The sequence below is a fragment of the Mycolicibacterium phocaicum genome (assembly GCF_010731115.1).
GTDB classification, from domain to species: domain Bacteria; phylum Actinomycetota; class Actinomycetes; order Mycobacteriales; family Mycobacteriaceae; genus Mycobacterium; species Mycobacterium phocaicum.
Genome location: NZ_AP022616.1, coordinates 5,065,485 through 5,090,068, shown reverse-complemented (window position 1 = coordinate 5,090,068; position 24,584 = coordinate 5,065,485). Strand labels below are relative to the sequence as shown.

The following is a 24,584-nucleotide window of genomic DNA, read 5'->3' as shown; positions in this document are numbered from 1 at the left end:
GGTATGGGCGAAACGTGCGCGCGAAGTGAACTGAAAACGCTGTTCCTTTTCGAGGCGTTGACCGACGAGCAGCTGGACACGCTGTGCGCCAACGGTCACATCGCGACGTTCGAGCCCGGCCCGGTCTGCACCGAAGGCGAACCGGCCACCTGCTTCTACGTCATGCTCGACGGCGAGCTGGTGATGTCGATGAAGTCGGGCGGCATCGACATCGAGACCAACCGCACCTCGATGCGCGGCGTGTACTGCGGCGCCTGGTCCGCGTACATCCCCGACGAGCAGCCGGTCTACGAGGCGTCGGTGCGGGTGACCAAGCCGTCGCGGTTCTTCGTCCTGGACGCCAACGCCTACGCCGACTTCATGCGCAAGGAATTCCCGATGGCGGTGCACCTGCTGGAGGGCCACAAGGTCGGCGGCCGCCGCGGGCGGCAGATCGTCGGCCAGCGCGAGAAGCTCCTCGCCCTGGGCCAGCTGTCGGCCGGCCTGACCCATCAGCTGAACAACCCGGCTGCCGCGACCGCGCGCGCCGTCGCCGACCTGCACGACCGCATCGGCAAGATGCGGCACAAGCTGGCCATGCTGGCCGACGGTCAGGTCAGCCCGCAGTCGCTGCGAGTACTGGTCGGCATTCAGGAAGGCATCGCCGAGCAGGTGGCCAAGGCCAGGACGCAGGAGCTGTCGGCCATCGAGGCCTCCGATCGCGAAGACGCGATCGGCGAATGGCTCGAGGACCACGACATCGCATCCGCCTGGGACTACGCCCCCACGTTCGTCGACGCCGGCCTGGATGTTGCTTGGCTGGAAGGCATTTCGTCGTCGCTCGGATGCGCCGATGCGTCCGCGACGCTGCAGGGCGCGCTGGGCTGGCTGAAGTACACCATCGACACCGAGCTGCTGATGTGTGAGATTTCCGAAGCGAGCAAACGGATTGCGACGCTGCTGGCCGGCGCCAAGCAGTACTCCCAGATGGACCGTGCCCCATACCAGAACGCCAACGTACATGAGTTGTTGCGCAGCACCCTGATGATGTTCGGTGACCGCATCGGCAAGGACGGCACCACGTGCGTCAAGGTGGTCAAGGAATACGACCCGGCACTGCCCGAATTGCAGTGCTACCCAGCCGATCTGAACCAGGTATGGACGAACATCATCGACAACGCACTGCAGGCCATGAAGGGCTGCGGCGTGCTGACGATCCGCACCAAGCGCGTCAGCGACGACACCGTCCGGATCGAGATCAACGACAACGGCCCGGGCATTCCGCCCGACGTCATCGAGCGCATCTTCACCCCGTTCTTCACGACCAAGCCCTTCGGCGAGGGCACCGGACTGGGGCTCGACCTGGCGTGGCGCATCATCTGCGAGAAGCACCACGGCAACATCTACGTCGAATCCAAACCGGGCGACACCACGTTCATCGTCACGTTGCCCGTGCACGCGCCGGCGCCGGAAGAGTTCCCGGCCGTGGCAGCGGGATAGTTCAACTCACCGCGCGCCGAACGGAATAGCCGCCCGCGCCCCAGAGTTGCCGCAAAGGTGACCAAACCAGACCTTGGGCAGTACGGCGTATTCGGGCGCGGCGCAACGCCGCAACAGGCAGCAGAAATCGAAGCGCTGGGCTACGGCGCGATCTGGGTCGGGGGATCCCCGACCGCGGAACTGGACTGGGTCGAGCCACTGCTCGGCGCGACGGAGCGGCTGAAGGTCGCGACCGGCATCGTCAACATCTGGACGGCGGCCGCCGGACCGGTGGCCGAGTCGTTCCACCGCATCGACAGCGCCTATCCGGGCCGCTTCCTGCTGGGCATCGGCGTCGGTCACCGCGAGGCCATCGCCGAATACAAGAAGCCGCTCGACGCCCTCACCGAATACCTCGACAAACTCGACGAGTACGGCGTGCCGAAGGAGCACCGCGTCGTGGCCGCGCTCGGCCCGCAGGTGCTCAAGCTCTCGGCCCGGCGCAGCGCCGGCGCCCACCCCTACCTGACCACGCCGGAGCACACCGCCCAAGCACGTGAGTTGATCGGGCCGGACGCGTTCCTGGCGCCCGAACACAAGGCGATCCTGACGACCGACGCGGACAAGGCGCGCGCGGTCGGGCGCCAGGCCCTGGAGATTTACCTCAATCTGAACAATTACCTCAACAGCTGGAAGCGGTTGGGATTCACTGACTCTGACGTCGCCAAGCCTGGCAGTGACGAGCTCGTCGACGCCGTGGTGGCGTACGGCACCGTCGACGCGATCGCCGCCCGACTGAAGCAGCACCTCGACGCCGGCGCCGACCACGTACCGGTTCAGGTGCTGACGTCGCCCGAGAAACTGGTACCCGCACTGACCGAACTCGCCGGCCCGCTGGGCCAGCGGTAACTGGAGGGATCGCGCATGAGCAAGCTGGATCTGGGCCGCGTCGGGGTGTGGACGTTCGGCGCCCCTACGCCCGAGCAGGCCGCCGAGATCGAGAAGTTGGGGTACGGCGCGGTGTGGCCGGGCGGCTCCCCCGCCGGCGACCTGGCGTTCGTCGAGCCGATCCTGGCCGCGACGGAGAAATTGCAGGTGGCCACCGGCATCGTCAACGTGTGGACGGCCCCGGCCGGGCAGGTCGCCGAGTCGTACCACCGGATCGAGGCGGCCTACCCGGGACGGTTCGTGCTGGGCGTCGGCATCGGCCACCCCGAGCACACCAAGGAATACCGCAAGCCCTACGACGTCCTCGTCGAGTACCTGGACGAGCTGGACGCCGCGGGCGTTCCGGTCGCGCGCCGGGTTGTCGCGGCCCTCGGTCCCAAGGTGTTGCGGCTGGCGGCCGATCGCAGCGCCGGTGCGCACCCGTACCTCACCACCCCCGAGCACACCGCCGAGGCGCGCAAGCTCATCGGTCCGGACGCGTTCCTGGCACCCGAGCACAAGGTGGTGCTGACCGACGGATCGGCGGAGGCCACCGCGGAGGCACGGGCCATCGGCCGGCAGACCGTCGACTTCTATCTGAATCTCAGTAACTACCTGAACAATTGGCGCCGGCTCGGCTTCTCCGAAGACGACATCGCCAAGCCGGGTAGTGACGCCTTGATCGACGCGGTGGTCGCGCACGGCACACCCGATGCCATCGCCGCACGGCTCACCGAGCATCTCGACGCCGGCGCCGATCACGTGACCGTCCAGGTGCTGGGCGGCTGGGACAAGCTGGTGCCGACGCTGACGGCGCTGGCGGGTCCGCTCGGCTTACGCGGATAGCCTGGCGCTCAGCGCTTTTGGCCTTGACCGTCCTGCTGGTCGTGGTGCTGCCAGATGCGGCGCAGCCAGTCCCAGTGCGGCCGGCGCTGCGTCGGCTTCGGGGCCTCGGCGATGGGCGGCGCGGCAACCGGCTGCGGCGGCACGACGGCCTTCGGCGGGACGACGACGGGCGCGCTCACCACGCCGGCCACCGGCGCCGGTGCCGGACCTGCCACATGATTGGCGGTCGCCATCGGGGCCGCGGCCGGCGCGACGTACGGAGTCGACCGCGTGTGGTCGACGACGGCCAGCGGAGTCGACGGCTCATCGCTGCCGCCGAGGAGGATCGCGCCGAGCGCGGCAGCGACGGTGACCCCGCCGAACACCACCGCGACGAGCGCGCCCCGTGTGCTTTTCGGTGGCCGCGTCGACGCGAGCGGTGCGGCGGGAATCAGGTTCGGCGCCAAAGGTTCTTCGGCGTCTCCCGACTCGGCCAGCGACCAGGCCAGCGCCGCGAACGGCATCGTCGGGAGCCCGTGGAGGCTTCCACTGGCCGGGTCGGATGAGTACTCCAGGTTCGGCAGTGTGGCGGTCATGGCAGTGGACATGGCGTGCTCCTGTGTCGTTCTCGCGGTCCCGGATGGGCGGCTCTCACAGGTAGGAGTCGCGCGGCACCCACGACGGGACAACTTTTGGCGGGCTTTGCTTCTCGGCTCGAGATCGGCCGGGCTAGTAGATGATCGGCGGCTGCGTCGTCGTCACCGGTGCCGGCTCGATCGGCCCCACGGGGCCAGGGGGCAGCGGGCGCGGCGGCTTGTGCGTCGTCGTCGGCGGCGGGGTGGGCGACGGCGACGGCTCGGTGATCACGGGCGGCTGTTTGCTCGGCGGGGACGGTTCTTCACTGACGACGGGCGGCCGCGGACGCCGCGGCGGTGGCACCGGCCGAGTTGACGGCGGCGGCGTCACAACCGGCGCGGCCGGCGGCAGCGGCACCGGCGACTGCTGCGGCGGCGGGACCGCCCGTGGCGGCAGGACCGTCGTCGGCTCCGCGGGCGCGGTGACGACGGCGGTCGGGCTGGGCGGCGGCGGGGGCGCGGCGGTGGTGGTCACCGGGTTTTCCGGCCTCGTGCTCGGCGGCGCGGTGACGGAGGTGGTGACCCCTTTCGGGGTGACGGGCGCGTTGGTTTCGTACCGCCAGGCGATGGTCAGTGCCAGCACGATCAGCGGAATGCCGATCAGCAGAGACATCGTCAGCATCACGCGACCATTGGGCGACGTGGTGGCGGGCTCGGCATCGAGCGCGTCGGCCGCGGCGAACTGCTCGGTCGGCGCATCCGGCAGCGCACTCTGCGCTTCGGTGGGTGCGCTGCCGAGATCGGCGGATGCCGAGGTCAGCTGAATCCGATTCAGCGTGCGGTCCCGCAGCCAGGCCGGCGCGGGGATGAACAGCGGCGTGCCGCCGAGCAGCGCCACCGGGTTGACCATCCGGCGACGGTCCTGATCGCACGTCGGGCAGCTCTCGATATGACGGGCGATCCGCTTGCGCATCAGGATCGTGAAAGTCCCGTCCCACCCGGCGAGGATCGCGCCCAATTCCGCGCAGCTGTTGCCGCTCTGTCCCCGGCGGGCGACGAGCAACGCGCCCAGCGAGCGCTCCATGGTGTCGCGCAACCGCTGCATGATCTTCTTGGCACTGGCAGTACTGACGCCGAGCGCCTCGGCAAGTTCGGGCCCCTCCAACCCGTGGCGGTAGCCCAGCTCCAGCACCGCGCGGTCCCGGTCGGACAATCCGCCGGCCGCTTCGGCGACCAGTTTGGCCAGTTCGTTGCGGGCCGCCAGGGTGTCGGGTCCGGCGTCCCCGGACGCCTCGTCGGGCAGTTCTTCTGACGGTTCTTCGCGGCGCCGCTGCCGGATCCGGCGCAGCGCCTCGTTCCTGGCGATCGCGTACAGCCAGGGGCGCAGCTTGTCGGGTTCCCGCAACTTGTCCAAAGCTGTTGCGGCAGTGCAGAACACGTCCTGGACGCAGTCCGCGGCAGCATCGCGGTCCCGGACCATGCCGACGCAGAAGTCGTGGAGCCGGTCGGCATAGCGGTCATAAATACCGGCAAATGCCATGCGGTCTCCGGAGAGCGCGGCGCCGACCAAGTCGGCGTCGCTGACAATGTCCCAATCTGGCACTGCGGTCATGAGACGGGCTCCCGTACCGGATCGATCGCCGGTATGCACTGATGCTAATCCGGCGAAGGCGAGATGGTTTGCCGAATCAACGAGCATCGGCGTTGGCTTCATTGAGGAGAACGAGAGCAGCCCGGACCCGGTTCAACACCGGACCCGGCTGCGTCTCGAATCCGCGCAGGCGGGGTGCCATCACGGCCAGTCAGTGCTTCTTGTGGTCGGAGTGCTTCCAGTCCCAGTCGTACCAGTGCCAGTAGTAGTGGCAGTGCTCCCAGTCCCACCAGGCCCACGAGCAGTAGTCGTGGCCCCAGGTCTGCGGAGCAGGGATGGACGGCTGGGCTTGTGCGGTGCCCGCCGTCAGGCCCATGCCGGCCAGCGCCATGCTGCCGGACAGCAGCGCTGCCGCGGCGGCCCGCTTCGCAAGAGACTGCCGCTTGGCAGGGGTGTCGTTGGTCATTTCGCGCTCCTTGTTCGGTGTTGCAGACGCCCCGTGCGGGCTCTGTCATAGGTAGGAGCGCGACCCCCGGACGCCGGGGACACTTTTTTCGGAAGAATCCGAATTGCCACGAAAAAACTTGTCAGACTCTGCTGCCGGCAGTGCTCATACCAGCATGAGCAACCATTCACCCACCCCGTGGAACCCCGACACCGACAACACCATCGCGGCTGACGCCATAGACGCCGGCCCGCGTTCGGCGACCTTCTCCCGGCTCGCGTACAGCGACCAACTCGACATACCCGATGCGCCGGAGGACGAACTCACCGTCGCCGTCGGCTGAACCGCCCCAGGTTTGATGCCGCTGCTGTTTGAGTCCGGAAGGATGAGCAGCATGCCTAAGAAGATCGATCCTGCGTTGCGTGACCGTGCGGTGCGGTTGGTGACCGAACATCAGCAGGAGTATTCGTCGTTGACCGCGGCCTCCGAGGCGGTCGCGCGCCAACTCGGCGTGGGCAAGGAATCGGTGCGTCGCTGGGTGGTCCAAGCCCAGATTGATGGCGGACAACGCCCGGGTGTAACGAGCGAAGAAATCGACGAAATCAAACGACTGAAAGCTGAAAACCGAAGGCTACGTGAGGATGTCGCGATTCTGAAAGCGGCGACAACTTTCTTCGCGGGGGAGCTGTGCGCCACGAGGCGCTGGGTATATCGAGAGGCGGTGAGAGACCGTCTCCTTCGGGTCGTCGCAGCGGCCTGAGGAAGCATCGGGGCAGCCGATCGCCGGGAACGACGGTGATCGGTGGCAAGCGGTCCCGAGAAGGCAAGCCGTGCCGGCACTGCCAGACGGTGCGGGCTTGTCGAGCAAGGTCAGAAGGTGCAGCGTAAGCGAACCAGTGTCAGACGCTCCGTAACCGCGAAGCCGGCTCCAATCTGGTGGATATGGGCCGGTGTGCAGTGCACGAACCCGAGCGGGTGGGGTTTGACTCCCGAAGCCGTTTAGTTCCAGCGGTGGGGAGGCCACGGTGAAGGCCTGCGGCGTAGCCGTGGCGATGCTGCCGGAGTAGAGCTGGGCGCCTCCCCTGACCAATCGATGACCTGGTGAACGTGGGAACCACCCTGCGGGACCGCTCATTTCGTTTCCGGCAGCCAGTCGGGGCGGGTGTGACGACTCGGGTTCGGAGTCAAGGAACCGCATTTCAGGGTGGGGCGGAGGCCTCGTAGTAGTCGCGGGCGGTGACGTGCCCGTCGTGGAGACCGAGAAAGGCGGTCACAGGGCGAAGGGGGCCAGCAAGACATGCAGTGCGGAAACTGGAAGGTCAGGAGAGGAAGTTATGTCGCCGGTGAATACCGACGAGCTGGAGTTGGCGCTGATGCTGGCGCGGCAACGGGTACTGAAGATCCAGACCAAGCTGCACCGTTGGGCACGCGATGATCTTGATCGCCGGTTCGACGATCTGTTCAACCTCGTCGCCGATCCCGCGTTCGTGTTGGTGGCGTGGGATCGGGTCAGCGGGAATAAGGGTGCCGCCACGGCCGGGGTGGATCGGCGCACCGCGTCGTCCATCACTGCCGGGCAGGGCATCGAGGTGTTCCTCGATGAACTGCGGTCGCAGTTGAAGGACCGCAGTTTCCGCCCGTTGCCGGTGCGCGAGCGGATGATCCCCAAAACCGGTGGTGCGTTGCGCCGCTTGGGGATTCCCACCGTGACCGATCGGGTGGTCCAGGCATCGTTGAAGTTGGTGTTGGAGCCGATCTTTGAGGCGGATTTCCTGCCGTGTTCCTACGGTTTCCGTCCGAAGCGCCGCGCTCATGATGCGGTGGCCGAAGTGCGTTATCTCGCAACACGTCCCCGGTGTTATGACTGGGTTGTTGAGGGAGACATCAAGGCCTGTTTCGATGAGATCGACCACACCGCTCTGATGGGGCGGGTGCGTCGACGCGTCGGTGACAACCGTGTCTTGGGGTTGGTGAAGGCGTTCCTCAAGGCGGGCATCCTCACCGAGGACGGCCTGCTGGCGGACAGCACCGCCGGAACTCCGCAGGGTGGGATTCTTTCGCCGCTGTTGGCCAATGTGGCGTTGTCGGTGCTCGATGAACACATTGCCGGGTTGCCGGGTGGTCCGGCTACCGGCTCGGTTGAGCGCGCTCGACGACTTCGTCACGGGCAGCCGAACTTTCGGCTGGTCCGCTATGCCGACGACTGGTGTCTGATGGTGCGGGGCACCAGAGCCCACGCCGAAGCACTACAGGAGGACATCGCCGCCGTGTTGGCGACGATGGGGTTGCGTCTGTCGCCGGATAAGACCCTGATCACCCATATCGACGAGGGGCTGGACTTTCTCGGGTGGCGCATCCAGCGTCGCCGCAAGCGGGGCACCAGCTGCAGCTACGTCTACGTTCATCCGTCCACGAAGTCCGTGTTGGCGGTCAAACGGAAGATCAAGACGCTGCGCCGAACAGTCGAACCCAGCCAGCCGCTCGATGACCTGCTGCGCCGGATCAACTCGACGCTGCAGGGCTGGGCGGGATATTTCCGGGCCGGGGTGTCCTCGGCGACCTTCTCCTACCTGAGCCACTACACGTGGCAGACGGTGTGGCGTTGGCTGCGCCGAAAACACCGCAAATCGACCTGGAAACAGTTGCGCCGCCGCTACTGCGGCGGCGGCTGGTGGCCAACCACCGAGGACCGGATGCTGATCGATCTGGAGAAGATCGGCACCACCCGCTACCGCTACCGCGGCGCGGTCATCCCCTCGCCCTGGCCGACCCCCGAGGAGGACACCACAGCAGCCTGACCGGGTCTTGTGGAGAGCCCGGTGCATTGAAAGGTGCACGCCGGGTTCGGGAAGCGGCCCGGGAAAACGGAACAGCCCCAACGGTTGTCACCGCGTCCCGGGCCGACTTTCACCGACCCCCGCAACCGTTGATCGCCGCGTTCATCGACGATCAACGCGCCGCCGGGCACGCGGTCGAGTCGATCTGCCGGGTCCTGCACGAGCAGGGCTGCCAGATCGCCGCGCGCACCTACCGGTCCTGGAAGCAACCGGGCCGGGCCGTAGCGGCCCGCACCATCACCGACGCCCAGGTCATCGACGCCGTCCACGAGGTCGCCTGGTCGACTAACGCTGCCGGGCAGAAGGTACTGGCGCCCGAGGGGCTCTACGGGCGGCGCAAAATGACCGCCCTGATCCGCCGTACCGCCCTGCCGGACGCATCCGCTGGGGCCGTGGACCGAGCTATGCGCACATTGGGTTTACAGGGCATCCGGCGGTCCAAGAAGGTGCGCACCACGATCCCGGACGCCGGCGGCTCTCGGGCGCCGGATCTGCTCAACCGCAACTTCTGTGCCGATGCCCCGAACCGGGTGTGGGTCACCGACTTCACCTACGTGCGCAGCTGGGCCGGATTTGTCTACGTGGCGTTCATCGTGGACGTGTTCGCCCAGCGGATCGTGGCCTGGCACGCCTCGACGTCCAAGGCCACGGATCTGGTCATGACCCCATTACGCATGGCGGTATGGCAACGCGACCACGAAGGCCACCCCACCACGGCCGGCGCACTGATCCATCATAGCGACGCGGGCAGCCAGTACACGTCGATCAGATTCACCGAACACCTTGAACTGGAAGGGATTTCACCATCGATCGGCAGCGTGGGAGACGCCTATGACAATGCGTTGATGGAGACCATCAACGGCCTGTACAAGACCGAATGCATCCGCACCACGGTGTTCCAGCCGGGCCCGTTCCGCACCGTCGCCGACGTCGAGTACGCGACAGCGGCCTGGGTCGAGTGGTACAACAACCGACGGCTGCACTCAACTCTGGGCATGGTCACCCCAGTCGAATACGAGCAAGCCCACTACGACGCCCTCAACCGAGAGCGTCAACCCATATAGCAGCGGCGGAGAACCTGGGGCGGTTCACAACACACCCACCCCGTCGACCCTGTAACCACGGCGCACTTGCGCGAGAGGCACACGCCCCCACGTCAGAACCAACGGCCCAACACACCCACGCCCCGTCGACCCTGTAACCAAGGCGCACTTGCGCGAGAGGCACACGCCCTCACGTCAGGATCAACGGCTCAACGCCGGCCGCCGGAACCCGCGTCGCCGGTGGGAGGCAGCGGCGCTTCGAACGACGGCGGCGCAACCGACATCGGCGGACGCGTCACCGGTCCGGGCCTGCTGACCGGGTGATCCGGCGGTGCCGGTTGCGGTGTCGGTGCCGGTTCGGCGGCCGGCGAGTCCTGCTGAGGCTGCGGCTGCTGGCTCGGTACCACCGGCGGCGCAACAGTTTTGGTCGAAACCCCGGGCACCGGCGTCCCTGGCGCACTGGACGGCGGCGGCGCGCTCCGCGGCGTGCTCGGCGGCGCGGAAACCGGCGTCGTCGCGGGTGTTTCCAAGGGAGCCGTGATGCCGCTGTCGACCGGTCCCCGGCCGTGGCGGGCCGGCCCGGTCAGCGTCCAGACCAGACCCGCAACCAGCAGCAGCGCGCAGGCGGCCAGGCTGATCGGCAGAGCCAGCCGGCGGCGTCGTTCCTCCGCGGGCGCGGTACCGACGCCGGGGTCGACGCCTGCACCAGGGTCGGCGCCATCGACCAGATCGGTTGTCCAACAGACCAACTGAATGTCCGCAAGCGTGGTGTCCCGGAGCTCCTTCGGGGCCGGGATGAAGGGCATGGCGCCCAGTAGCGCCGCCGGACTCACCCGGCGGCCTCGTTCGGATTCGCACTCGGGACACGACTCGATGTGCCGGGCGATGCGTTTGCGCATCAACACCGTCATCGTTCCGTCCCAACCATCGAGCACCGCGGCAAGATCCGGGCATCGTGACGGGTCCTGCTGGGTCTGACGAGCCACCAGCAGCGCACCGAGCGAGCGGCCGACCATCTCCCGGGCGCGATGGGTCAGGGTGTTGGCGGTGGCCGGGCTGACGCCGAGTGCCTTGCCGAGTTCCGGTCCGTCGAGCCCGTGGCGGTAGCTCAGTTCGATGACCTCGCGGTCACGGTCCGAGAGGCCACCGCAGGCCTCGCGGATCAGCTGGGCCAGGTCGTCCTGCTCGGCCAGGGCCTCCGGACCGGCCTCGGCCGACGCGCTGTCGAGGTATTCGTCGTCGGCCGGCTATTCGAGCTTGCGGCGCTGAATGTGCCGCAAGGCCTGGGAGCGCGACACCGCGTACAACCACGGCCGCAGCTTCTCGGGCTGGCGGAGCTTCGACAGCCCGGTCGCCGCGGTGCAGAACGCCTCATGGACGCAGTCGGCAGCGGCGTCGCTGTCACGGACCATGCGCACGACGAAGTCGTTGAGCCGGTCCGCGTAGCGGTCATAGATAGCGGCGAACGCCGCGCGGTCGCCCGAGGCGGCCGCGCGGGCGAGTTCCTCGTCGGGTGCTTCGTCCCAATCGATAAGCGCGCTCATCGGCGGGGTTCTCCTCCCCCCATCAGTAGTAGTAGGCCGGGTAGAAGCCGGTGTCGCCGTTGTCGCAGTTGACGTTGATGTCCCAGAACCGGTTGAGCGGAATGCCCGGCACGAAGAAGCCCGCCTCTCCGGCGGAGTTCTGGTAGGCCCGCGTGGTGAACCAGTCGGAGGTGTAGGTGCACCAGGTGCCCCCGCTGCCGCCGCTCCAACCGATCCAGATGCCGCCGTAGTGCGGCACCGGATTCACTCCCAGTGGGTTCGCGTGCGCGGTTCCGGCGCCCGCCAGAGCTACCGGTACTGCCGCTGCCGCGGCAATTCCAGCAACGAACTTTTTCAGCTTGGTAGCCATTGTGCTCCGCCTCTCCTTCGCTCGGCCCGGTTGGCCTCGCTTGTATGTAGGAGCATCTCGCTGCATCAATCCTGACAAGTTTTTCCGGATTTGGTCAGGCATCCGCAAAGAAGTCTCAGACCGCGCAGATACCCGGGAGCAACCACAGCGGGTCAGGGCCGCAGGTGCCGTGCCGGCAACCCCTTGCCAACACCGGGCCGGAATTACTAGGATATGCAAGTATCCCGGCGCGTGAGCCGAGAATCCCGAACTCTCCATAACTTTGGACGGACGTCATGACCACCCAGATTCCGCACTTCATCAACGGCCGGCGCACCACCGGCGAATCGACCCGCACCGCAGACGTGCTCAACCCCAGCACCGGCCAGACCCAGGCCCAGGTGCTCCTGGCGTCGGCCACCGACGTCGACGCCGCGGTGGCGGGTGCCGTTGTCGCACAACGGGAATGGGCGTCGTGGAACCCGCAGCGCCGGTCGCGCGTGCTGATGAAGTTCATCGACCTGGTGAACCAGAACAAGGACGAGTTGGCCCGCCTGCTCTCGCTGGAACACGGCAAGACGTTCGAGGACTCGCTTGGCGACATCCAGCGCGGCGTCGAGGTCATCGAGTTCGCCGTCGGCATCCCGCACCTGATGAAGGGTGAGTTCACCGAGGGCGCCGGTGCCGGCATCGACGTGTACTCGATGCGGCAGCCCCTGGGCGTCGTCGCCGGCATCACGCCGTTCAACTTCCCCGCGATGATCCCGCTGTGGAAGGCCGGACCTGCCCTGGCTTGCGGCAACGCCATCATCATCAAGCCGTCCGAGCGCGACCCCTCGGTGCCGCTGCGCCTCGCCGAGCTCTTCATCGAGGCCGGTCTGCCGGCCGGCGTCCTGCAGGTGGTCAACGGTGACAAAGAGGCCGTCGACGCCATCCTGGCGCACCCCGACATCAAGGCCGTCGGCTTCGTCGGCAGCACCGACATCGCGCAGTACATCTACTCGAACGCCGCCGCCAACGGCAAGCGTGCGCAGTGCTTCGGCGGCGCCAAGAACCACATGATCGTGATGCCCGACGCCGACCTGGACCAGGCCGTCGACGCCCTGATCGGTGCCGGCTACGGCAGCGCCGGCGAGCGGTGCATGGCCATCAGCGTCGCCGTCCCCGTCGGCGAGGAAACCGCAAACCGCTTGCGCAACAAGCTCGTCGAGCGCGTCAACCAGCTGCGGGTGGGCCACAGCCTGGACCCGAAGGCCGACTACGGCCCCCTGGTCACCGGCGCGGCGCTGGAGCGCGTGCGGGGCTACATCGCCCAGGGCGTGGACGCCGGCGCCGAGCTCGTGGTCGACGGCCGCGAACGCGCCAGCGACGACCTCACGTTCGACGATGCCGACCTGTCCGGTGGCTTCTTCCTCGGCCCCACCCTGTTCGACCACGTCACCCCGGACATGTCGATCTACACCGACGAGATCTTCGGCCCGGTCCTGGTGATCGTCCGCGCCCACGACTACGAGGAGGCGCTGCGCCTGCCGTCGGAGCACGAGTACGGCAACGGCGTCGCGGTGTTCACCCGCGACGGCGACACCGCCCGTGACTTCGTCTCGCGCGTACAGGTCGGCATGGTCGGCGTCAACGTGCCGATCCCGGTTCCGGTGTCCTACCACAGCTTTGGCGGCTGGAAGCGGTCCGGCTTCGGCGACCTCAACCAGTACGGGACGGCGTCGATCCAGTTCTACACCAAGGTCAAGACCGTCACCGAGCGCTGGCCGTCGGGCATCAAGGACGGGGCCGAGTTCTCGATCCCGACCTTCAAGTAAGGGCCTGCGTTGAGCATCGACCTCTTCGGACTCGACGACGACGAACGCGTGATCGCCGAAACAGCGGCCGCGTTCGCCGAAAAGCGGCTGGCGCCAAACGCTTTGGCGTGGGATGCCGACGAGCACTTCCCCACCGACGTCCTGCGGGAAGCCGCCGAACTGGGCATGGCGGCCATCTACTGCAACGACGACGTCGGCGGCAGCGGGCTGCGCCGGCTGGACGGTGTGCGCATCTTCGAGCAGCTCGCCACCGCCGATCCGACCATCGCGGCGTTCCTGTCGATCCACAACATGTGCGCGTGGATGGTGGACAGCTTCGGCACCCCGGAGCAACGCAAGACGTGGCTGCCCAAGCTGGCCTCGATGGAGGCCATCGCCAGCTACTGCCTCACCGAACCGGGCGCCGGCAGCGACGCGGCGGCCTTGCGCACCAAGGCCGTTCGTGACGGTGACCACTACGTGCTCGACGGGGTCAAGCAGTTCATCTCGGGCGCGGGCGTCTCGGACGTCTACGTCGTGATGGCCCGCACCGGGGCCGACGGACCGCGTGGCATCTCGGCCTTCATCGTCGAAAAGGACACGCCGGGACTGAGTTTCGGCGCCAACGAGGAGAAGATGGGCTGGCACGCCCAGCCCACCGCCCAGGTGATCCTGGAAGGTGTGCGGGTGCCCGCCGAAGCCATGCTCGGCGGCTCGGACGGCGAGGGCACCGGCTTCTCCATCGCGATGAACGGCCTCAACGGGGGCCGCATCAACATCGCCGCCTGCTCCCTGGGCGGCGCGCAGGCCGCCTACGACAAGGCGCTCGGCTATCTGGCGTCGCGTGAGGCCTTCGGCGGGGCCCTGATCGACGAGCCGACCATCCGGTTCGCCCTCGCGGACATGGCGACCGCCTTGGAGACCTCGCGAAACATGTTGTGGCGGGCGGCAACCGCACTCGACACCAACAATCCGCGCAAGGTCGAACTGTGCGCCATGGCCAAGCTCCACGTGACCGAGGCCTGCTACACGGTGGCCGACCAGGCATTGCAGCTGCACGGCGGCTATGGCTACCTGCGCGAGTACGGGCTGGAAAAATTCGTCCGCGATCTCCGGGTGCACCGCATCCTGGAGGGGACGAACGAGATCATGCGCGTGGTCATCGGTCGGGCGGCCTCGACCGCCGCACGCAACTGAGCGATTTGTGCACGAAAATCCGCGGCGAGCGCGGGAAATCGTGCACAAATCGCCGAGAACTCTAGGGAGGACACACTGATGGCGACGATCGCATTCCTCGGGCTGGGCCACATGGGTGGCCCGATGGCGGCCAACCTCATCGCGGCCGGGCACACCGTGCACGGCTTCGACCCGGTCCCGGCCGCCGCGCAGGCCGCACGAGAGCACGGCGCGACGACCTTCGACAGCGGCCCCGAGGCGGTGGCCGGCGCCGACGTCGTCATCACCATGCTGCCCAACGGCGATCTGGTGAAGCGCTGCTACGCCGACGTCCTGCCGGCCGCGGCACCCGGCACGCTGTTCATCGATTCGTCCACCATCTCGGTCGACGACGCCCGCGAGGTGCACCGTCTGGCCGGCGAGCACGGCTTCGCCCAACTGGACGCGCCGGTGTCGGGCGGCGTGAAAGGGGCGACGGCCGGCACGCTGGCGTTCATGGTCGGCGGCGAGGCCGAGGCCTTCGAACGCGGCCGCACGGTGCTCGAGCCGATGGCCGGCAAGATCATCCACTGCGGCGACTCGGGGGCGGGCCAGGCCGCCAAGGTGTGCAACAACATGGTGCTCGCCGTCCAGCAGATCGCGATCGGTGAGGCATTCGTCCTCGCCGAGCACCTCGGCCTGGACAAGCAGTCATTATTCGACGTGATCACCGGGGCGACCGGCAACTGCTGGGCCGTACAGGTGAACTGCCCGGTGCCCGGGCCGGTGCCCACGTCACCGGCGAACAACGATTTCCAGCCTGGTTTCGCCACGGCCCTGATGAACAAGGACCTGGGCCTGGCGATGGCTGCAGTGCGCTCGACGGGGTCGTCCGCACCACTCGGCAGCCATGCCGCCGACATCTACGCGAAGTTTGCCGCCGAGCATGCCGATCTTGACTTCAGCGCGGTGATCAACCTGCTGCGTCAGTGATGTCGCCTCATCATCACCGCATGTCACAGTGGTATTCGTTAGTTAACTGTGACATCGCGCGCATTAGGGCATAGGATGCGTGGGTCGCACAGGGAGGATTCGCGCCACATGACTTTCAAACTTTCCGCCAAGGGGGCATCCGCCTCGGTTACCGCGATTGCTGTGGCGTTCTTCGGAGCCGGTGTCGCCTTCGCATCGCCTGATCCGGTCTACCCCGACAACTCAGGCGACAACACGTCGCAGAACGAGTCGGCCAGCAAGAACAACGAGTCCGCCAACACCAACTCGGGTGACCTCGGCACGGCCAGCAGCAAGACCGTCTCGAACTCGACCTCGAGTTCAGGCAAGACCGGCAAGACCGCGCGTAACAACGACAACGGCCTGGAATGGGGCGACGACTGGAGCCTGGGCGGCTTCCCGCCCATCAACCTGTCCAGCCTGCAGCCGCCGGAGGCCACCGTCGCGATTCCGCTGTCGCTGGGCCTGCCCGGTCTGAGCCTGCCCAGCCTGGTTCTCGATGCTGGCCTCGGTGGTCTGGTCACCGGACTCGCCGGTCTCCTCGTCAACGCTGCAGTCCCCGCGGCCGCGCTGCCCAGCGCCACTGCCGCTGTGGCTCCGGTCACCACCGCCGCCGCCTTCGGCGCCCTCGGCGACATCGCGAAGGTCTCGTCTATGGCTGTCGCGGCTCCGGCCGTCGCGGCTCCGGCTGTCGCGGCTCCGGCTGTCGCGGCTCCGACCCTGGGCGGACTGCCCGCCCTGGGTGCGCCGACGCTGCCCGCCGTCGGAATCCCGGCACTCGGCTCGCTGACAGCGCTCGCCGCGCCGCAGCTGCCGCCGATCGGCATGCCGCAGTTGCCGCCCGGTATCGGCATGCCGCAGCTGCCGCCGATCGGCATGCCGCAGCTGCCGGACTTCACCAAGCTGCCGGCTCCGCAGATGCCGGATCTCACCAAGTTGCCGTCACCGCAGATCGGTATGCCGCAGCTGCCTCCGCCTCCACCGATCGGTTTGCCATCGATCGGTTTGCCATCGATCGGACTGCCATCGATCGGACTGCCGTCCATCGGCATGCCCCAGATCGGTCTGCCCAAGATCGGTTTCTGACCGGTCAACCGACGCGAGGCCGTCAGCCCCGAGTCGACGGCGCAACAGATGCGAAGAACTGGTGGTCAGCCCTGGGCTGACCACCAGTTCTTGTGTAGGCGCTCGCAGCCGGCGGCCAGCAGGCCGTCGTACTCTGCGCGCACCTGGACCGCCCCGGGGAACTCGTGGCCGGCCGAGTAGCCGGTGGTGACCACCAGCGTCGCCAGCTTGGCGGCCCGTGCCGCGCGGAAACCGCGGGCACCGCCCGCCACCGCCAGCGCGCTCTCCGGTCCCAGCCCCAACTCCCACAGGGCGTGGCCGTGCAGATCCGGTTCCCGGGTCGGACGCGGCAGATCATCGGGCGTCACGATGGTCTCGGCGATGCCGTCGCCCAGCAGCTGACGGACCAGCGGCTCCACCCAGGACCGGCTACCGGTGCTGACGACAGCCACCGCCACCCCGGCCCCGAACAAGCCGGCCGCCAGGTCGGCGAGGCCGTCGCGCGGGCTGACGTCACCGTCGAGGACCGACGTCTCGAACAGGTCGGTCTTGGTGCGGTACACGTGGGCGGCGATCTCGTTACTGACCCGTCCGTACCCGCGCCGGCGCAGTGCCGAGGCGACGCGGCGCTGCTCGTCGGCGATGCGGACCAGCCGGCCATATTCGGCCACCGACCAGGAGATATCCAGCCCGTGCTCGGCGAAGGCGGCATTGAACGCCACGCGGTGTGCGTCGCGCTCGACATCGGCCAGCGCACCGTCCAGGTCGAAGATCACCGCGCGCAGCGGGTCGATCACGGCATGGGCCGGGCGCGCCACATCCCACCAGAACGTGCGCTCCATACAACTCACCGACATGGGTACAAGGGTGTCCCACGTCACATGTCCGGGGCCTCCCCCCAACGGGGGATTGGACGGGCGAGATTCGGCGGAATTTCTCCGGTGGTCCACAGCCGGTCCTCCCGACCAGCGCGGAACCGCGGCTCTAAGGTGATGCCATGCGCACCAGCGAGAAGCCAGAGGCGGATCGCGCATGACCGCAGAGCCCCAGCCCGACGCGGCTGCGCCGGTGCGGCTGATCCTGGTCGATGACCACGAAATGGTCATCGAGGGACTCAAGGCCATGCTGGCCGCGTTCAGCGACCGGGTGCGGGTGGTGGGCCAGGCCGTCGGCGCCGAACGCGCCGCGGCCGTCGTCGACGAGCTGCAGCCCGACATCGTCCTGTGCGACGTCCGGATGCAGGGCGCCAGCGGCCTGGACCTGTGCCGCGAGCTGCGGGAACGCGATCCGGGCCGCAAAGTGGTCATGCTGTCGGTGTACGACGACGAGCAGTACCTGTACCAGGCACTGCGGGTCGGGGCGTCGGGCTACCTGCTCAAGAGCATCAGCAGCGACGACCTGGTCCGTCAGCTCGAGCTGGTGCACGGCGGGGCCACCGCGATCGACCCGAGCATGGCCGCCCGGGCCGCCGACACCGCCGCCCGCATGCAGCGCGACGAATTCTGGCCCGGCGCCCGGCAGGGCCTCACTCAGCGCGAGAGCGAAATCCTGTCGTTCGTGGTCGACGGCCTGTCCAACCGCGGCATCGCGACCCGGCTGGTCATCGGTGAAGAGACCGTCAAGAGCCACCTTCGGTCGATCTACCGCAAGCTCGACGTCAGCGACCGTGCCGGCGCGGTGGCCACCGCGCTGCGGGAGGGCATCTACCGATGACACCGCGCAATGAGGTGCTGACCGCCGACCGCGAACTGGCCCTGCTGCGCGAGCTGATCCAGGCCGCCTCGAGTGGGCCGGGCGTCGAGCCGCTGGCCGCGGCGGCCGCCCGGATGATCACGGCGGCCACCGGTACGGACGTCTGCTTCGTCCATGTTCTCGACGACACCGAGCGATCGCTGACGCTGGCGGGCGCCACCCCACCGTTCGACCAGGAGGTGGGCAAGATCCGGCTTCCGCTGGGCGAGGGTGTCTCCGGTTGGGTGGCCAGCAACCGCGAGCCCGTGGTGATCCGCCACGACAAGGAATCCGACCCCCGGTACCGGCCGTTCGAATCACTGCGCGGCAGCGACTTCGCCTCCATGGTGTCGGTGCCGATGGAGACCGATCCCGGCGGGCTGGTCGGCGTGCTCAACGTGCACACCGTCGAGCGCCGGGAGTTCACCGCCCGCGACGTCGAGCTGCTGCTGGTCATCGGCCGGCTGATCGCCGGCGCCATGCACCAGGCCCGGCTGCACCGCCAGCTCGTCGCCCGCGAACGTGCCCACGAGAACTTCGTCGAGCAGGTCATCGAGGCCCAGGAGATCGAACGCCGCCGGCTGGCCGGCGATATCCACGACGGCATCTCGCAGCGGTTGGTGACGCTGTCGTACCGGCTCGACGCGGCGAGCCGGGCGGTGGGGTCGGACACCGCCGTCGCGGCCGAGCAGCTGACGCTGGCCCGGGAACTGGTGGACCTGACCCTCGGCGAGGCCCGCGCCGCCATCGGGAACCTGCGCCCGCCCGTGCTCGACGACCTGGGGCTGGCCGGCGGGCTGGCCAGCCTCGCACGCTCCATCGGCCAGCTCGACGTCGATGTGGAGCTGACCGACGTGCGCCTGCCCGACCACATCGAGCTGGCGTTGTACCGCATCGCGCAGGAGTGCCTGCAGAACGTCGTGAAGCATGCCCACGCCAGCAACGCGCTGCTGAAGTTCGCGGCCGACGAGGAGCACGCCCGGCTCGAGATCATCGACAACGGGATCGGTTTCGACACCTTCGAGCGGCCGCTCGGCGCCGACGAGACCGGCGGCTACGGGTTGCTGTCGATGGCCGAGCGCGCCGAGATCGTCGGCGGCCGGCTGAACATCCGGTCCCGGCCGGGTTCGGGGACCATCGTCACCGCGACAATCCCCCTGCCTTCGACGAACTGACGACGGTGCCGGCCGACCACCTGTGGTTGCTAGATCTGTATCACCGTGCGCCATGTAGTCAGCTGGGCAAATTTTGACAATGCCCGAAGAATGCCGAACCATCTAGGCTGACACGGGGGTTCAGGTGCGCACAGGCAACACAAAGGCGATCATCGGCGCTGCTGTGGTCACCTTCGCTGTGTTCGCCTATCTGGTGATCTCGGGTGACCCTGGCACGACGGCGGCACGCCTCACCAATGACATCGGACTGACGGTCTTCAGCAGCCTTGCCTGCCTGGCTGCCGTGGCGGCCTACCGGGCCAACCGTGGCCGGCGGCAGCGCGTCTGGCTGGTCCTGGCGATCGGGATGGCGGGCTGGGTCGTCGGCAACCTGATCCTGCTCTATCACCACGCGGTGCCCGGAGCACCGCCGCCGTTTCCGTCGGTCGCCGATGCCGCGTTCCTGCTGCTGCCCTGCACGGTGGTCGTCGCGTCCGTCGGCAAGGTGCAGCCCGACCGCATGTCGGCACTGCGCCCCGTGCTGGACGGCGTCATCATCGCCTCGGCGCTGTTCCTCGTGTGCTGGGTGCTGATCCTGGAAGACCTGTTCGCATCCACGCATGCCGGCTGGATGGCTACCGCGGTGTCGGTCGCGTTCCCGATCTCGGACGTCGTCATGATCACCGTGGCGGTGTTGACCGTGAGTTCGACCGTGCCGGGCCAACGCCAGGCCATCATCCTGGTCTGCACGGGGCTGATCGTGGTGGCAGTGGCCGACAGCATCTGGATATACGTTCTGGCTCAATCGAATTCGACCAGTCCGGTGGCTGTCGTCTGCTGGGCGGCCGGCTTGGTGCTGTTCAGTGCCGGCGGCCTGATCGATGCCCGTCAACCGCCATCGGCCACCGCGCGGAAGCGGCAGCCCCTGTCCGATCCGCTGCTCTGGCTGCCGTATTCGCCGATGGTGGCCGCCGTGGTCGTCGGGCTCGTCGACCTCTGGCCGATGACCAACGACAAACCGGTGCTGATCGCCGCCTCCGTGCTCGTGATGACGGCGCTGATCCGGCAGCTGATCGTGCTGATCCAGAACCGGTGGCTGCTGTTCGACCTGGCCGACCAGACCAGGCGCGATCCGTTGACGGGCCTGGGCAACCGGCTGATGTTCAACGACCACCTCGATGCGGCCATCCAGTCCCGTGCCGGCGACCGGCTGCCCGTCGCCGTGCTTGCGCTCGACCTGGACGACTTCAAGATGGTCAACGACAACCTCGGGCACCCGGCCGGCGACGAACTGTTGATCGACGTCGCGAGTCGGCTCAAGAGCACGGTGCCTGCCGAGCACACCGTCGCCCGGCTCGGCGGCGACGAATTCGCCGTGCTCATCCGATCGGCACCGACGGCGGCCACCGCCATCGCCGAGCGCATCATCGAGGCGTTCGACGCACCGTTCTCCCTCAACAGCGAGAAGGTCTTCATCCACCCGAGTGTCGGGTTGGCGATCGCCCCGGCCGACGAGCCCGACGTCAGCGCTGACGACCTGATGCAGCAGGCCGATATTGCGCTGTACGCCGCCAAACGAACCGGAATCGGCGGCGTCCAGACCTTCTCCGCGGACATGCGCGAGGTTTCGCCGCTGGACCAGCCGCAACGATGGAGCGACAGTGGCCGGGTACGGCTGCCGTCGCATGCCGGCGTGCAGCTGCTCGGGCAACTGCGCCGTGCTATCGGCGACTCCGAACTGAAGCTGGTGTATCAGCCCAAAGTGCTGCTGGCGACAGGCGAGATCGTCGGCGTGGAAGCGTTGCTCCGCTGGCCTCATCCCGAGCTCGGCCTGCTCACGCCCTCCGAGTTTCTGCCGTTGATCCGGCGCAACGGGCTGATCGGCTCGGTCACCGACACGGTGCTCAAGCAAGCGGTCCTGGACGCCTCGACATGGTTCGGGGCGGGCCATCGCAATGTGCCGGTCGCCATCAACCTCTTCGCGCCGTCTCTGACCGACGTCGGCCTGGCCGATCGGATCGGTGCCATCCTCGCCCAGCACTCGCTGCCGGCCAGCGCGCTCACGGTGGAGATCACCGAGCAGATGCTGCTGTCGAACATGAGCCGGACGGAGGTGGTGATCGACCGGCTGCGAAGGTCGGGCCTGCGGGTGTCGATCGACGACTTCGGATCCGGCTACTCGACCATGAGTTACCTGCGGGACCTGCCGGTCGATGAGCTCAAACTGGACCGCGAATTCGTGCTGCCGATGACGCACAATCCCCGCGCCGCCGCCATCGTGCGATCGGTGATCAACCTGACCCACGCCCTGAACATCACGAGTGTGGCCGAAGGCGTCGAAGACGCCGCGACCGCCGAGCAACTCTCGGCATATGGCTGCGACATCGGCCAGGGCTACTACTTCGCCAGACCGATGTTCGCCGAATCGCTGCGGCCCCTGATCGAATCGCGGAACCCGCTACGGCGCTGAGCCGGTCAGAAGTCGCCGGCAGTGCGGCGCAAGGTCTCGATCGCGTCGACCAGGGCCGCGGACTGCGCATCGGACATCCCGACGTCGGCGAACACTTCCTTGTTCAGCGTCACCGTGGCGTCCTCGACCGTCGAGCGGCCCACATCGGTCAGCCGCACCAGGGTCGTCCGCCCGTCGGTGGGATGCGGGACACGCTCGACGAGACCGTCGGCCTCGAGCCGCCGGATGGCGTGCGTGACGCTCGTGACGTGCACCTGCAGCCGGTCGGACGCCTTGGTGATCGGCAGCGCGCCACTGCCGCTGAATGCCAGCAGCCGCAGCAGTTCGTAGCGGGAAAAGCTCAGGTCATAGGGCCGCAGCGCAGTCTCCACGCGGGCCAGCAGAATCTGGTGGGCCCGCATCACCGACGTCACCGCGACCATGCCGTCGGCAACGTCGCCCCAGCCGGCCCGCTCCCAGTTGGCCCGGGCCCGGGCGATGGGGTCACTGCTCACCGCTCATTCATACCGCACGGCACATTCCCCGTCGCTTCGCTCGCCCAGGTAGCCGCCGATTCCGACGCAGTCAGGCCCCGACGTCCGTCCCGTCCACCGCGTTACGGATGGCGGCCAGCACCGCGCGTGACGATCTGCGGTCCCCGACAGTGATCCGGACCCCGCCGTCGGCGTAGCTGCGCACGCGCGGGCCGTCATCGCCGAACGACCACGACCGGGCTCCGCTCGGCAGATACACGAAGTTGGCGTGACTGTCGGTGCAGTACACCCCCATGGCCCGGAGCCCGGCCCGCAGGTACGCCCCTTCCGAGGAGATCATCCGGATACGCTGCCGCAGTTGATCTTCCGCATCATACGATGCCGCGACCGCGACCAGTCCGGTGATGCCGATCCCGAACGGCAGCTGCATCCCCCACAGCTCCCGCGCCAGCGACGGCGCACACACGCCGTAGCCGATGCGCAGGCCGGCCAGCCCGTAGGCCTTCGAAAACGTGCGTACCACAACCAGATTGGGGTACCGGACCACGAGCGACGGGATGTCCAGGCACAACTCTGGGGCCAGGAACTCGACGTACGCCTCATCCAGCAGGACGACGGTGCCCGACGGCACCCGGTCCAGGAACCGGTACAGGTCGGCGGCCGACTCGACCGTTCCGGTCGGGTTGTGCGGGCGGCAGATCACCACCACGCGGGCGCGCGCCGCGGCCGCCGCCATGGCGTCGAGGTCGTGGTGACCGTGCCGGTCCAGCGGCACGGTCACCGACCGCAAGCGCGCCATCTGCGCGAAGATCGGGTAACCGTCGAAGGTCGGTGTTGCCGTCACCAGCACGTCACCGGGATGGGTGACGGCCTGCAACACCTGCAGGATCACGCCCGTGGCGCCCGCGCCGACCAGCACCTGCTCGTCGGCGACGCCGACCCGCCCCGCGATCAGCGACCGCAGCCGCTGCGGCAGGAACTCGGGATAGCGGTTCACCGCGCCGATCGACGCGGTCAGTGCGGCCCGCACCGCCGGCAGCGGCGGAAACGGATTCTCGTTGAGCGCCAACGCCAATGGGTCGTCGGCAGCCGGCAGCGAACCGACCGCCTCGGCGAGTGCGCACGTGGGCGTCATCGCTGACCGCCCCACCGCATCGCAGCCGCACCGGCGAAGTCACCGGCATGCGCGAAGGCCGCCATCATCACCACGTCGCCCTTCTTGACCTGGCCGTCGCTGATGGCCCGGTCCAGGTTGACGGGCACGCCCGCGGCGAACAGGTTGCCGCATTCGTCGAAAGTGTCGCGATGCTTCTCTTCCGGCAACTCCAGCGCCTCCCGCCAGTTCCGTAGGAACACGCGGTTCGGCTGGTTGGTGACCAGCAGGCCGATGTCCTTGGGCGCCAACCCGATCCGGTCGCACACCGCGTAGGCCACCTCAGGCACCTGGCGATTGCCGCGGGCCAGCACCTTGGTGATCTTGCTTTCGGTGAAGCCGATGCACCCCTCCCCCGGTCCGGCCTGCCACCACTTGCGCGGTGGGTCGACGGACATGGTCATGTCACCTGCGTATTCGCCGTAGGTGCGGCACTCGACGTCGAGGATCGGTGAAACATCGGACACCGCAACGAGTCCGACGGCGGCCCCGTCACCGGGCACCGAGGCCTGGGCCTTGGGCCGAATGGTCTCCTGGTCGAAAACCTGCCCCGCCGCGTTCTGCGCCACCGCCACCAGCGCGGTGCGGCCCTCACCGGATGCCAGCAGCTGCTTGGCCATCTTCAGCCCGAGAATGAAGGCCGCGCACCCGCCGTTGTGCAGGTCGATCACCCAGTTCGGTCTCATGCCAAGGCGATTCGCCATGCCACCACCGCCGCCGTAGAACGGCATGTCGGGTAGCTGGGTGTGGGTGATCAGCACGTCGACGTCAGCCAGGACGTCCGGCCCGTGCCGCTCAAGGAGGCCCGCGGCGGCGCGTTCCACCATGTCGATGGCGGTCTCGTCGGGCGCCACGTGGTGCCGGAACTTCGGCGCCCGGAACATCAGGTTGTCCCGCAGGTCGTCGGACCCGGCGAACTGCGCGTAGTAGTCGGCACCGATCGGCTCGCCGGGGAGATAGGTCGAAACGTCAAGCAGGCTCACAGCTGGTTGGCTCATGCGTC

Annotated in this window: 22 protein-coding genes and 3 pseudogenes; 14 read left to right on the top strand and 11 right to left on the bottom strand. The window is 67.9% G+C overall.

The window, feature by feature from the left end:
- Positions 1-3: 3 nt before the first annotated feature.
- From G6N46_RS24440 to G6N46_RS24430, 3 genes are read left to right on the top strand one after another with little or no spacing between them, the layout of a single operon-like run.
- On the top strand, positions 4-1,479 hold the full coding sequence (locus G6N46_RS24440; protein WP_138250419.1) for an ATP-binding protein: 1,476 nt from the start codon (positions 4-6) through the stop codon (positions 1,477-1,479).
- Positions 1,480-1,536: 57 nt separating this feature from the next.
- Complete coding sequence (locus G6N46_RS24435) at positions 1,537-2,367, top strand: LLM class F420-dependent oxidoreductase (RefSeq protein ID WP_138250420.1); 831 nt, start codon at positions 1,537-1,539, stop codon at positions 2,365-2,367.
- Positions 2,368-2,382: 15 nt separating this feature from the next.
- Positions 2,383-3,231: an LLM class F420-dependent oxidoreductase gene (locus G6N46_RS24430; RefSeq protein WP_138250421.1), complete on the top strand. Its 849-nt coding sequence runs from the start codon at positions 2,383-2,385 to the stop codon at positions 3,229-3,231.
- Between the two features lie 8 nt (positions 3,232-3,239).
- Here the strand turns inward: G6N46_RS24430 and G6N46_RS24425 are convergent, their stop codons facing one another.
- From G6N46_RS24425 to G6N46_RS24415, 3 genes are all read right to left on the bottom strand, one after another.
- Entirely contained in the window at positions 3,240-3,818 is a 579-nt protein-coding gene (locus G6N46_RS24425) for a hypothetical protein (RefSeq protein ID WP_138250422.1), read from the bottom strand.
- Positions 3,819-3,939: 121 nt separating this feature from the next.
- A complete protein-coding gene (locus G6N46_RS28850) occupies positions 3,940-5,397 on the bottom strand; it encodes an RNA polymerase sigma factor (protein WP_235688657.1) in 1,458 nt (485 codons plus the stop codon).
- 190 nt (positions 5,398-5,587) lie between these two features.
- Positions 5,588-5,842: a hypothetical protein gene (locus tag G6N46_RS24415; RefSeq protein WP_138250424.1), complete on the bottom strand. Its 255-nt coding sequence runs from the start codon at positions 5,840-5,842 to the stop codon at positions 5,588-5,590.
- 154 nt (positions 5,843-5,996) lie between these two features.
- On the opposite strand from G6N46_RS24415, the gene G6N46_RS24410 reads away from it, so the two are divergent.
- The 4 genes and pseudogenes from G6N46_RS24410 to G6N46_RS24395 form a co-directional block, all read left to right on the top strand.
- A complete protein-coding gene (locus G6N46_RS24410) occupies positions 5,997-6,164 on the top strand; it encodes a hypothetical protein (RefSeq protein ID WP_163692991.1) in 168 nt (55 codons plus the stop codon).
- A gap of 51 nt (positions 6,165-6,215) precedes the next feature.
- Positions 6,216-6,503, top strand: a pseudogene (locus G6N46_RS24405) (transposase); the annotation flags it as partial.
- A 652-nt stretch (positions 6,504-7,155) separates the two neighbouring features.
- On the top strand, positions 7,156-8,619 hold the full coding sequence (ltrA, locus tag G6N46_RS24400; RefSeq protein ID WP_456093946.1) for a group II intron reverse transcriptase/maturase: 1,464 nt from the start codon (positions 7,156-7,158) through the stop codon (positions 8,617-8,619).
- Positions 8,586-9,722: pseudogene (locus G6N46_RS24395) on the top strand (IS3 family transposase); the annotation flags it as partial. The gene ltrA and the pseudogene G6N46_RS24395, both read left to right, overlap by 34 nt.
- A gap of 188 nt (positions 9,723-9,910) precedes the next feature.
- Here the strand turns inward: G6N46_RS24395 and G6N46_RS28845 are convergent.
- The 4 genes and pseudogenes from G6N46_RS28845 to G6N46_RS24385 all read right to left on the bottom strand — a co-directional run bounded on the left by G6N46_RS28845 (position 9,911) and on the right by G6N46_RS24385 (position 11,594).
- The gene (locus G6N46_RS28845) at positions 9,911-10,687 is read right to left on the bottom strand and encodes a hypothetical protein (protein WP_234880762.1); all 777 of its coding nucleotides are present in this window, start codon (positions 10,685-10,687) and stop codon (positions 9,911-9,913) included.
- A gap of 42 nt (positions 10,688-10,729) precedes the next feature.
- Positions 10,730-10,864 (bottom strand): annotated as a pseudogene (locus G6N46_RS28975) (sigma factor-like helix-turn-helix DNA-binding protein); the annotation flags it as partial.
- An 84-nt stretch (positions 10,865-10,948) separates the two neighbouring features.
- Positions 10,949-11,245: an RNA polymerase sigma factor gene (locus tag G6N46_RS28835; RefSeq protein ID WP_234880763.1), complete on the bottom strand. Its 297-nt coding sequence runs from the start codon at positions 11,243-11,245 to the stop codon at positions 10,949-10,951.
- 22 nt (positions 11,246-11,267) lie between these two features.
- Positions 11,268-11,594, bottom strand: a complete 327-nt coding sequence (locus G6N46_RS24385) for a hypothetical protein (RefSeq protein WP_064981178.1) — start codon at positions 11,592-11,594, stop codon at positions 11,268-11,270.
- A gap of 275 nt (positions 11,595-11,869) precedes the next feature.
- Here G6N46_RS24385 and G6N46_RS24380 point away from each other — a divergent pair, with 275 nt between their 5' ends.
- The 4 genes from G6N46_RS24380 (at position 11,870) to G6N46_RS24365 (ending at position 16,621) form a co-directional block, all read left to right on the top strand.
- Positions 11,870-13,390 carry a CoA-acylating methylmalonate-semialdehyde dehydrogenase gene (locus tag G6N46_RS24380; RefSeq protein WP_138250426.1) on the top strand — a complete coding sequence of 507 codons (1,521 nt, stop codon included), beginning with the start codon at positions 11,870-11,872 and terminating at the stop codon, positions 13,388-13,390.
- Between the two features lie 15 nt (positions 13,391-13,405).
- Entirely contained in the window at positions 13,406-14,566 is a 1,161-nt protein-coding gene (locus G6N46_RS24375; protein WP_138250596.1) for an acyl-CoA dehydrogenase family protein, read from the top strand.
- A 78-nt stretch (positions 14,567-14,644) separates the two neighbouring features.
- Positions 14,645-15,517, top strand: coding sequence for a 3-hydroxyisobutyrate dehydrogenase (mmsB, locus tag G6N46_RS24370; RefSeq protein WP_138250427.1), 873 nt, complete (start codon positions 14,645-14,647; stop codon positions 15,515-15,517).
- Positions 15,518-15,625: 108 nt separating this feature from the next.
- Positions 15,626-16,621, top strand: a complete 996-nt coding sequence (locus G6N46_RS24365) for a hypothetical protein (protein WP_138250428.1) — start codon at positions 15,626-15,628, stop codon at positions 16,619-16,621.
- A 65-nt stretch (positions 16,622-16,686) separates the two neighbouring features.
- Here the strand turns inward: G6N46_RS24365 and G6N46_RS24360 are convergent, their stop codons facing one another.
- The gene (locus G6N46_RS24360) at positions 16,687-17,457 is read right to left on the bottom strand and encodes an HAD family hydrolase (protein ID WP_234880764.1); all 771 of its coding nucleotides are present in this window, start codon (positions 17,455-17,457) and stop codon (positions 16,687-16,689) included.
- A gap of 175 nt (positions 17,458-17,632) precedes the next feature.
- Between G6N46_RS24360 and G6N46_RS24355 the strand changes: the two genes are divergently transcribed.
- From G6N46_RS24355 to G6N46_RS24345, 3 genes are all read left to right on the top strand, one after another.
- Positions 17,633-18,313 (top strand): response regulator, encoded by a 681-nt coding sequence (locus G6N46_RS24355; protein ID WP_138250429.1) that lies wholly within the window; start codon positions 17,633-17,635, stop codon positions 18,311-18,313.
- A complete protein-coding gene (locus tag G6N46_RS24350) occupies positions 18,310-19,506 on the top strand; it encodes a GAF domain-containing sensor histidine kinase (protein ID WP_138250430.1) in 1,197 nt (398 codons plus the stop codon). The genes G6N46_RS24355 and G6N46_RS24350 overlap by 4 nt, the downstream gene beginning before the upstream one ends.
- 124 nt (positions 19,507-19,630) lie before the next feature.
- Positions 19,631-21,955 (top strand): GGDEF domain-containing phosphodiesterase, encoded by a 2,325-nt coding sequence (locus tag G6N46_RS24345; RefSeq protein ID WP_138250431.1) that lies wholly within the window; start codon positions 19,631-19,633, stop codon positions 21,953-21,955.
- 5 nt (positions 21,956-21,960) lie between these two features.
- Here G6N46_RS24345 and G6N46_RS24340 read toward each other — a convergent pair whose 3' ends face one another.
- From G6N46_RS24340 to G6N46_RS24330, 3 genes are all read right to left on the bottom strand, one after another.
- The gene (locus G6N46_RS24340; protein WP_138250432.1) at positions 21,961-22,449 is read right to left on the bottom strand and encodes a MarR family winged helix-turn-helix transcriptional regulator; all 489 of its coding nucleotides are present in this window, start codon (positions 22,447-22,449) and stop codon (positions 21,961-21,963) included.
- A 70-nt stretch (positions 22,450-22,519) separates the two neighbouring features.
- The gene (locus tag G6N46_RS24335) at positions 22,520-23,563 is read right to left on the bottom strand and encodes a pyridoxal phosphate-dependent aminotransferase (protein ID WP_138250433.1); all 1,044 of its coding nucleotides are present in this window, start codon (positions 23,561-23,563) and stop codon (positions 22,520-22,522) included.
- Complete coding sequence (locus tag G6N46_RS24330) at positions 23,560-24,579, bottom strand: 3-oxoacyl-ACP synthase III family protein (RefSeq protein ID WP_138250434.1); 1,020 nt, start codon at positions 24,577-24,579, stop codon at positions 23,560-23,562. Before G6N46_RS24330 ends, G6N46_RS24335 begins: the two co-directional genes overlap by 4 nt.
- Between the last annotated feature and the right edge of the window lie 5 nt (positions 24,580-24,584).

Bases quoted from the DNA above. Each gene is read 5' to 3' on its own strand.
- G6N46_RS24440 (WP_138250419.1), top strand. From the start codon at position 4: ATGGGCGAAACGTGCGCGCGAAGTGAACTGAAAACGCTGTTCCTTTTC.
- G6N46_RS24430 (WP_138250421.1), top strand. From the start codon at position 2,383: ATGAGCAAGCTGGATCTGGGCCGCGTCGGGGTGTGGACGTTCGGCGCC.
- G6N46_RS24425 (WP_138250422.1), bottom strand. From the start codon at position 3,818: ATGTCCACTGCCATGACCGCCACACTGCCGAACCTGGAGTACTCATCC.
- G6N46_RS28850 (WP_235688657.1), bottom strand. From the start codon at position 5,397: ATGACCGCAGTGCCAGATTGGGACATTGTCAGCGACGCCGACTTGGTC.
- G6N46_RS24415 (WP_138250424.1), bottom strand. From the start codon at position 5,842: ATGACCAACGACACCCCTGCCAAGCGGCAGTCTCTTGCGAAGCGGGCC.
- G6N46_RS24410 (WP_163692991.1), top strand. From the start codon at position 5,997: ATGAGCAACCATTCACCCACCCCGTGGAACCCCGACACCGACAACACC.
- ltrA (WP_456093946.1), top strand. From the start codon at position 7,156: ATGTCGCCGGTGAATACCGACGAGCTGGAGTTGGCGCTGATGCTGGCG.
- G6N46_RS28835 (WP_234880763.1), bottom strand. From the start codon at position 11,245: ATGAGCGCGCTTATCGATTGGGACGAAGCACCCGACGAGGAACTCGCC.
- G6N46_RS24385 (WP_064981178.1), bottom strand. From the start codon at position 11,594: ATGGCTACCAAGCTGAAAAAGTTCGTTGCTGGAATTGCCGCGGCAGCG.
- G6N46_RS24380 (WP_138250426.1), top strand. From the start codon at position 11,870: ATGACCACCCAGATTCCGCACTTCATCAACGGCCGGCGCACCACCGGC.
- mmsB (WP_138250427.1), top strand. From the start codon at position 14,645: ATGGCGACGATCGCATTCCTCGGGCTGGGCCACATGGGTGGCCCGATG.
- G6N46_RS24365 (WP_138250428.1), top strand. From the start codon at position 15,626: ATGACTTTCAAACTTTCCGCCAAGGGGGCATCCGCCTCGGTTACCGCG.
- G6N46_RS24360 (WP_234880764.1), bottom strand. From the start codon at position 17,457: ATGTCGGTGAGTTGTATGGAGCGCACGTTCTGGTGGGATGTGGCGCGC.
- G6N46_RS24355 (WP_138250429.1), top strand. From the start codon at position 17,633: ATGACCGCAGAGCCCCAGCCCGACGCGGCTGCGCCGGTGCGGCTGATC.
- G6N46_RS24350 (WP_138250430.1), top strand. From the start codon at position 18,310: ATGACACCGCGCAATGAGGTGCTGACCGCCGACCGCGAACTGGCCCTG.
- G6N46_RS24335 (WP_138250433.1), bottom strand. From the start codon at position 23,563: ATGACGCCCACGTGCGCACTCGCCGAGGCGGTCGGTTCGCTGCCGGCT.
- G6N46_RS24330 (WP_138250434.1), bottom strand. From the start codon at position 24,579: ATGAGCCAACCAGCTGTGAGCCTGCTTGACGTTTCGACCTATCTCCCC.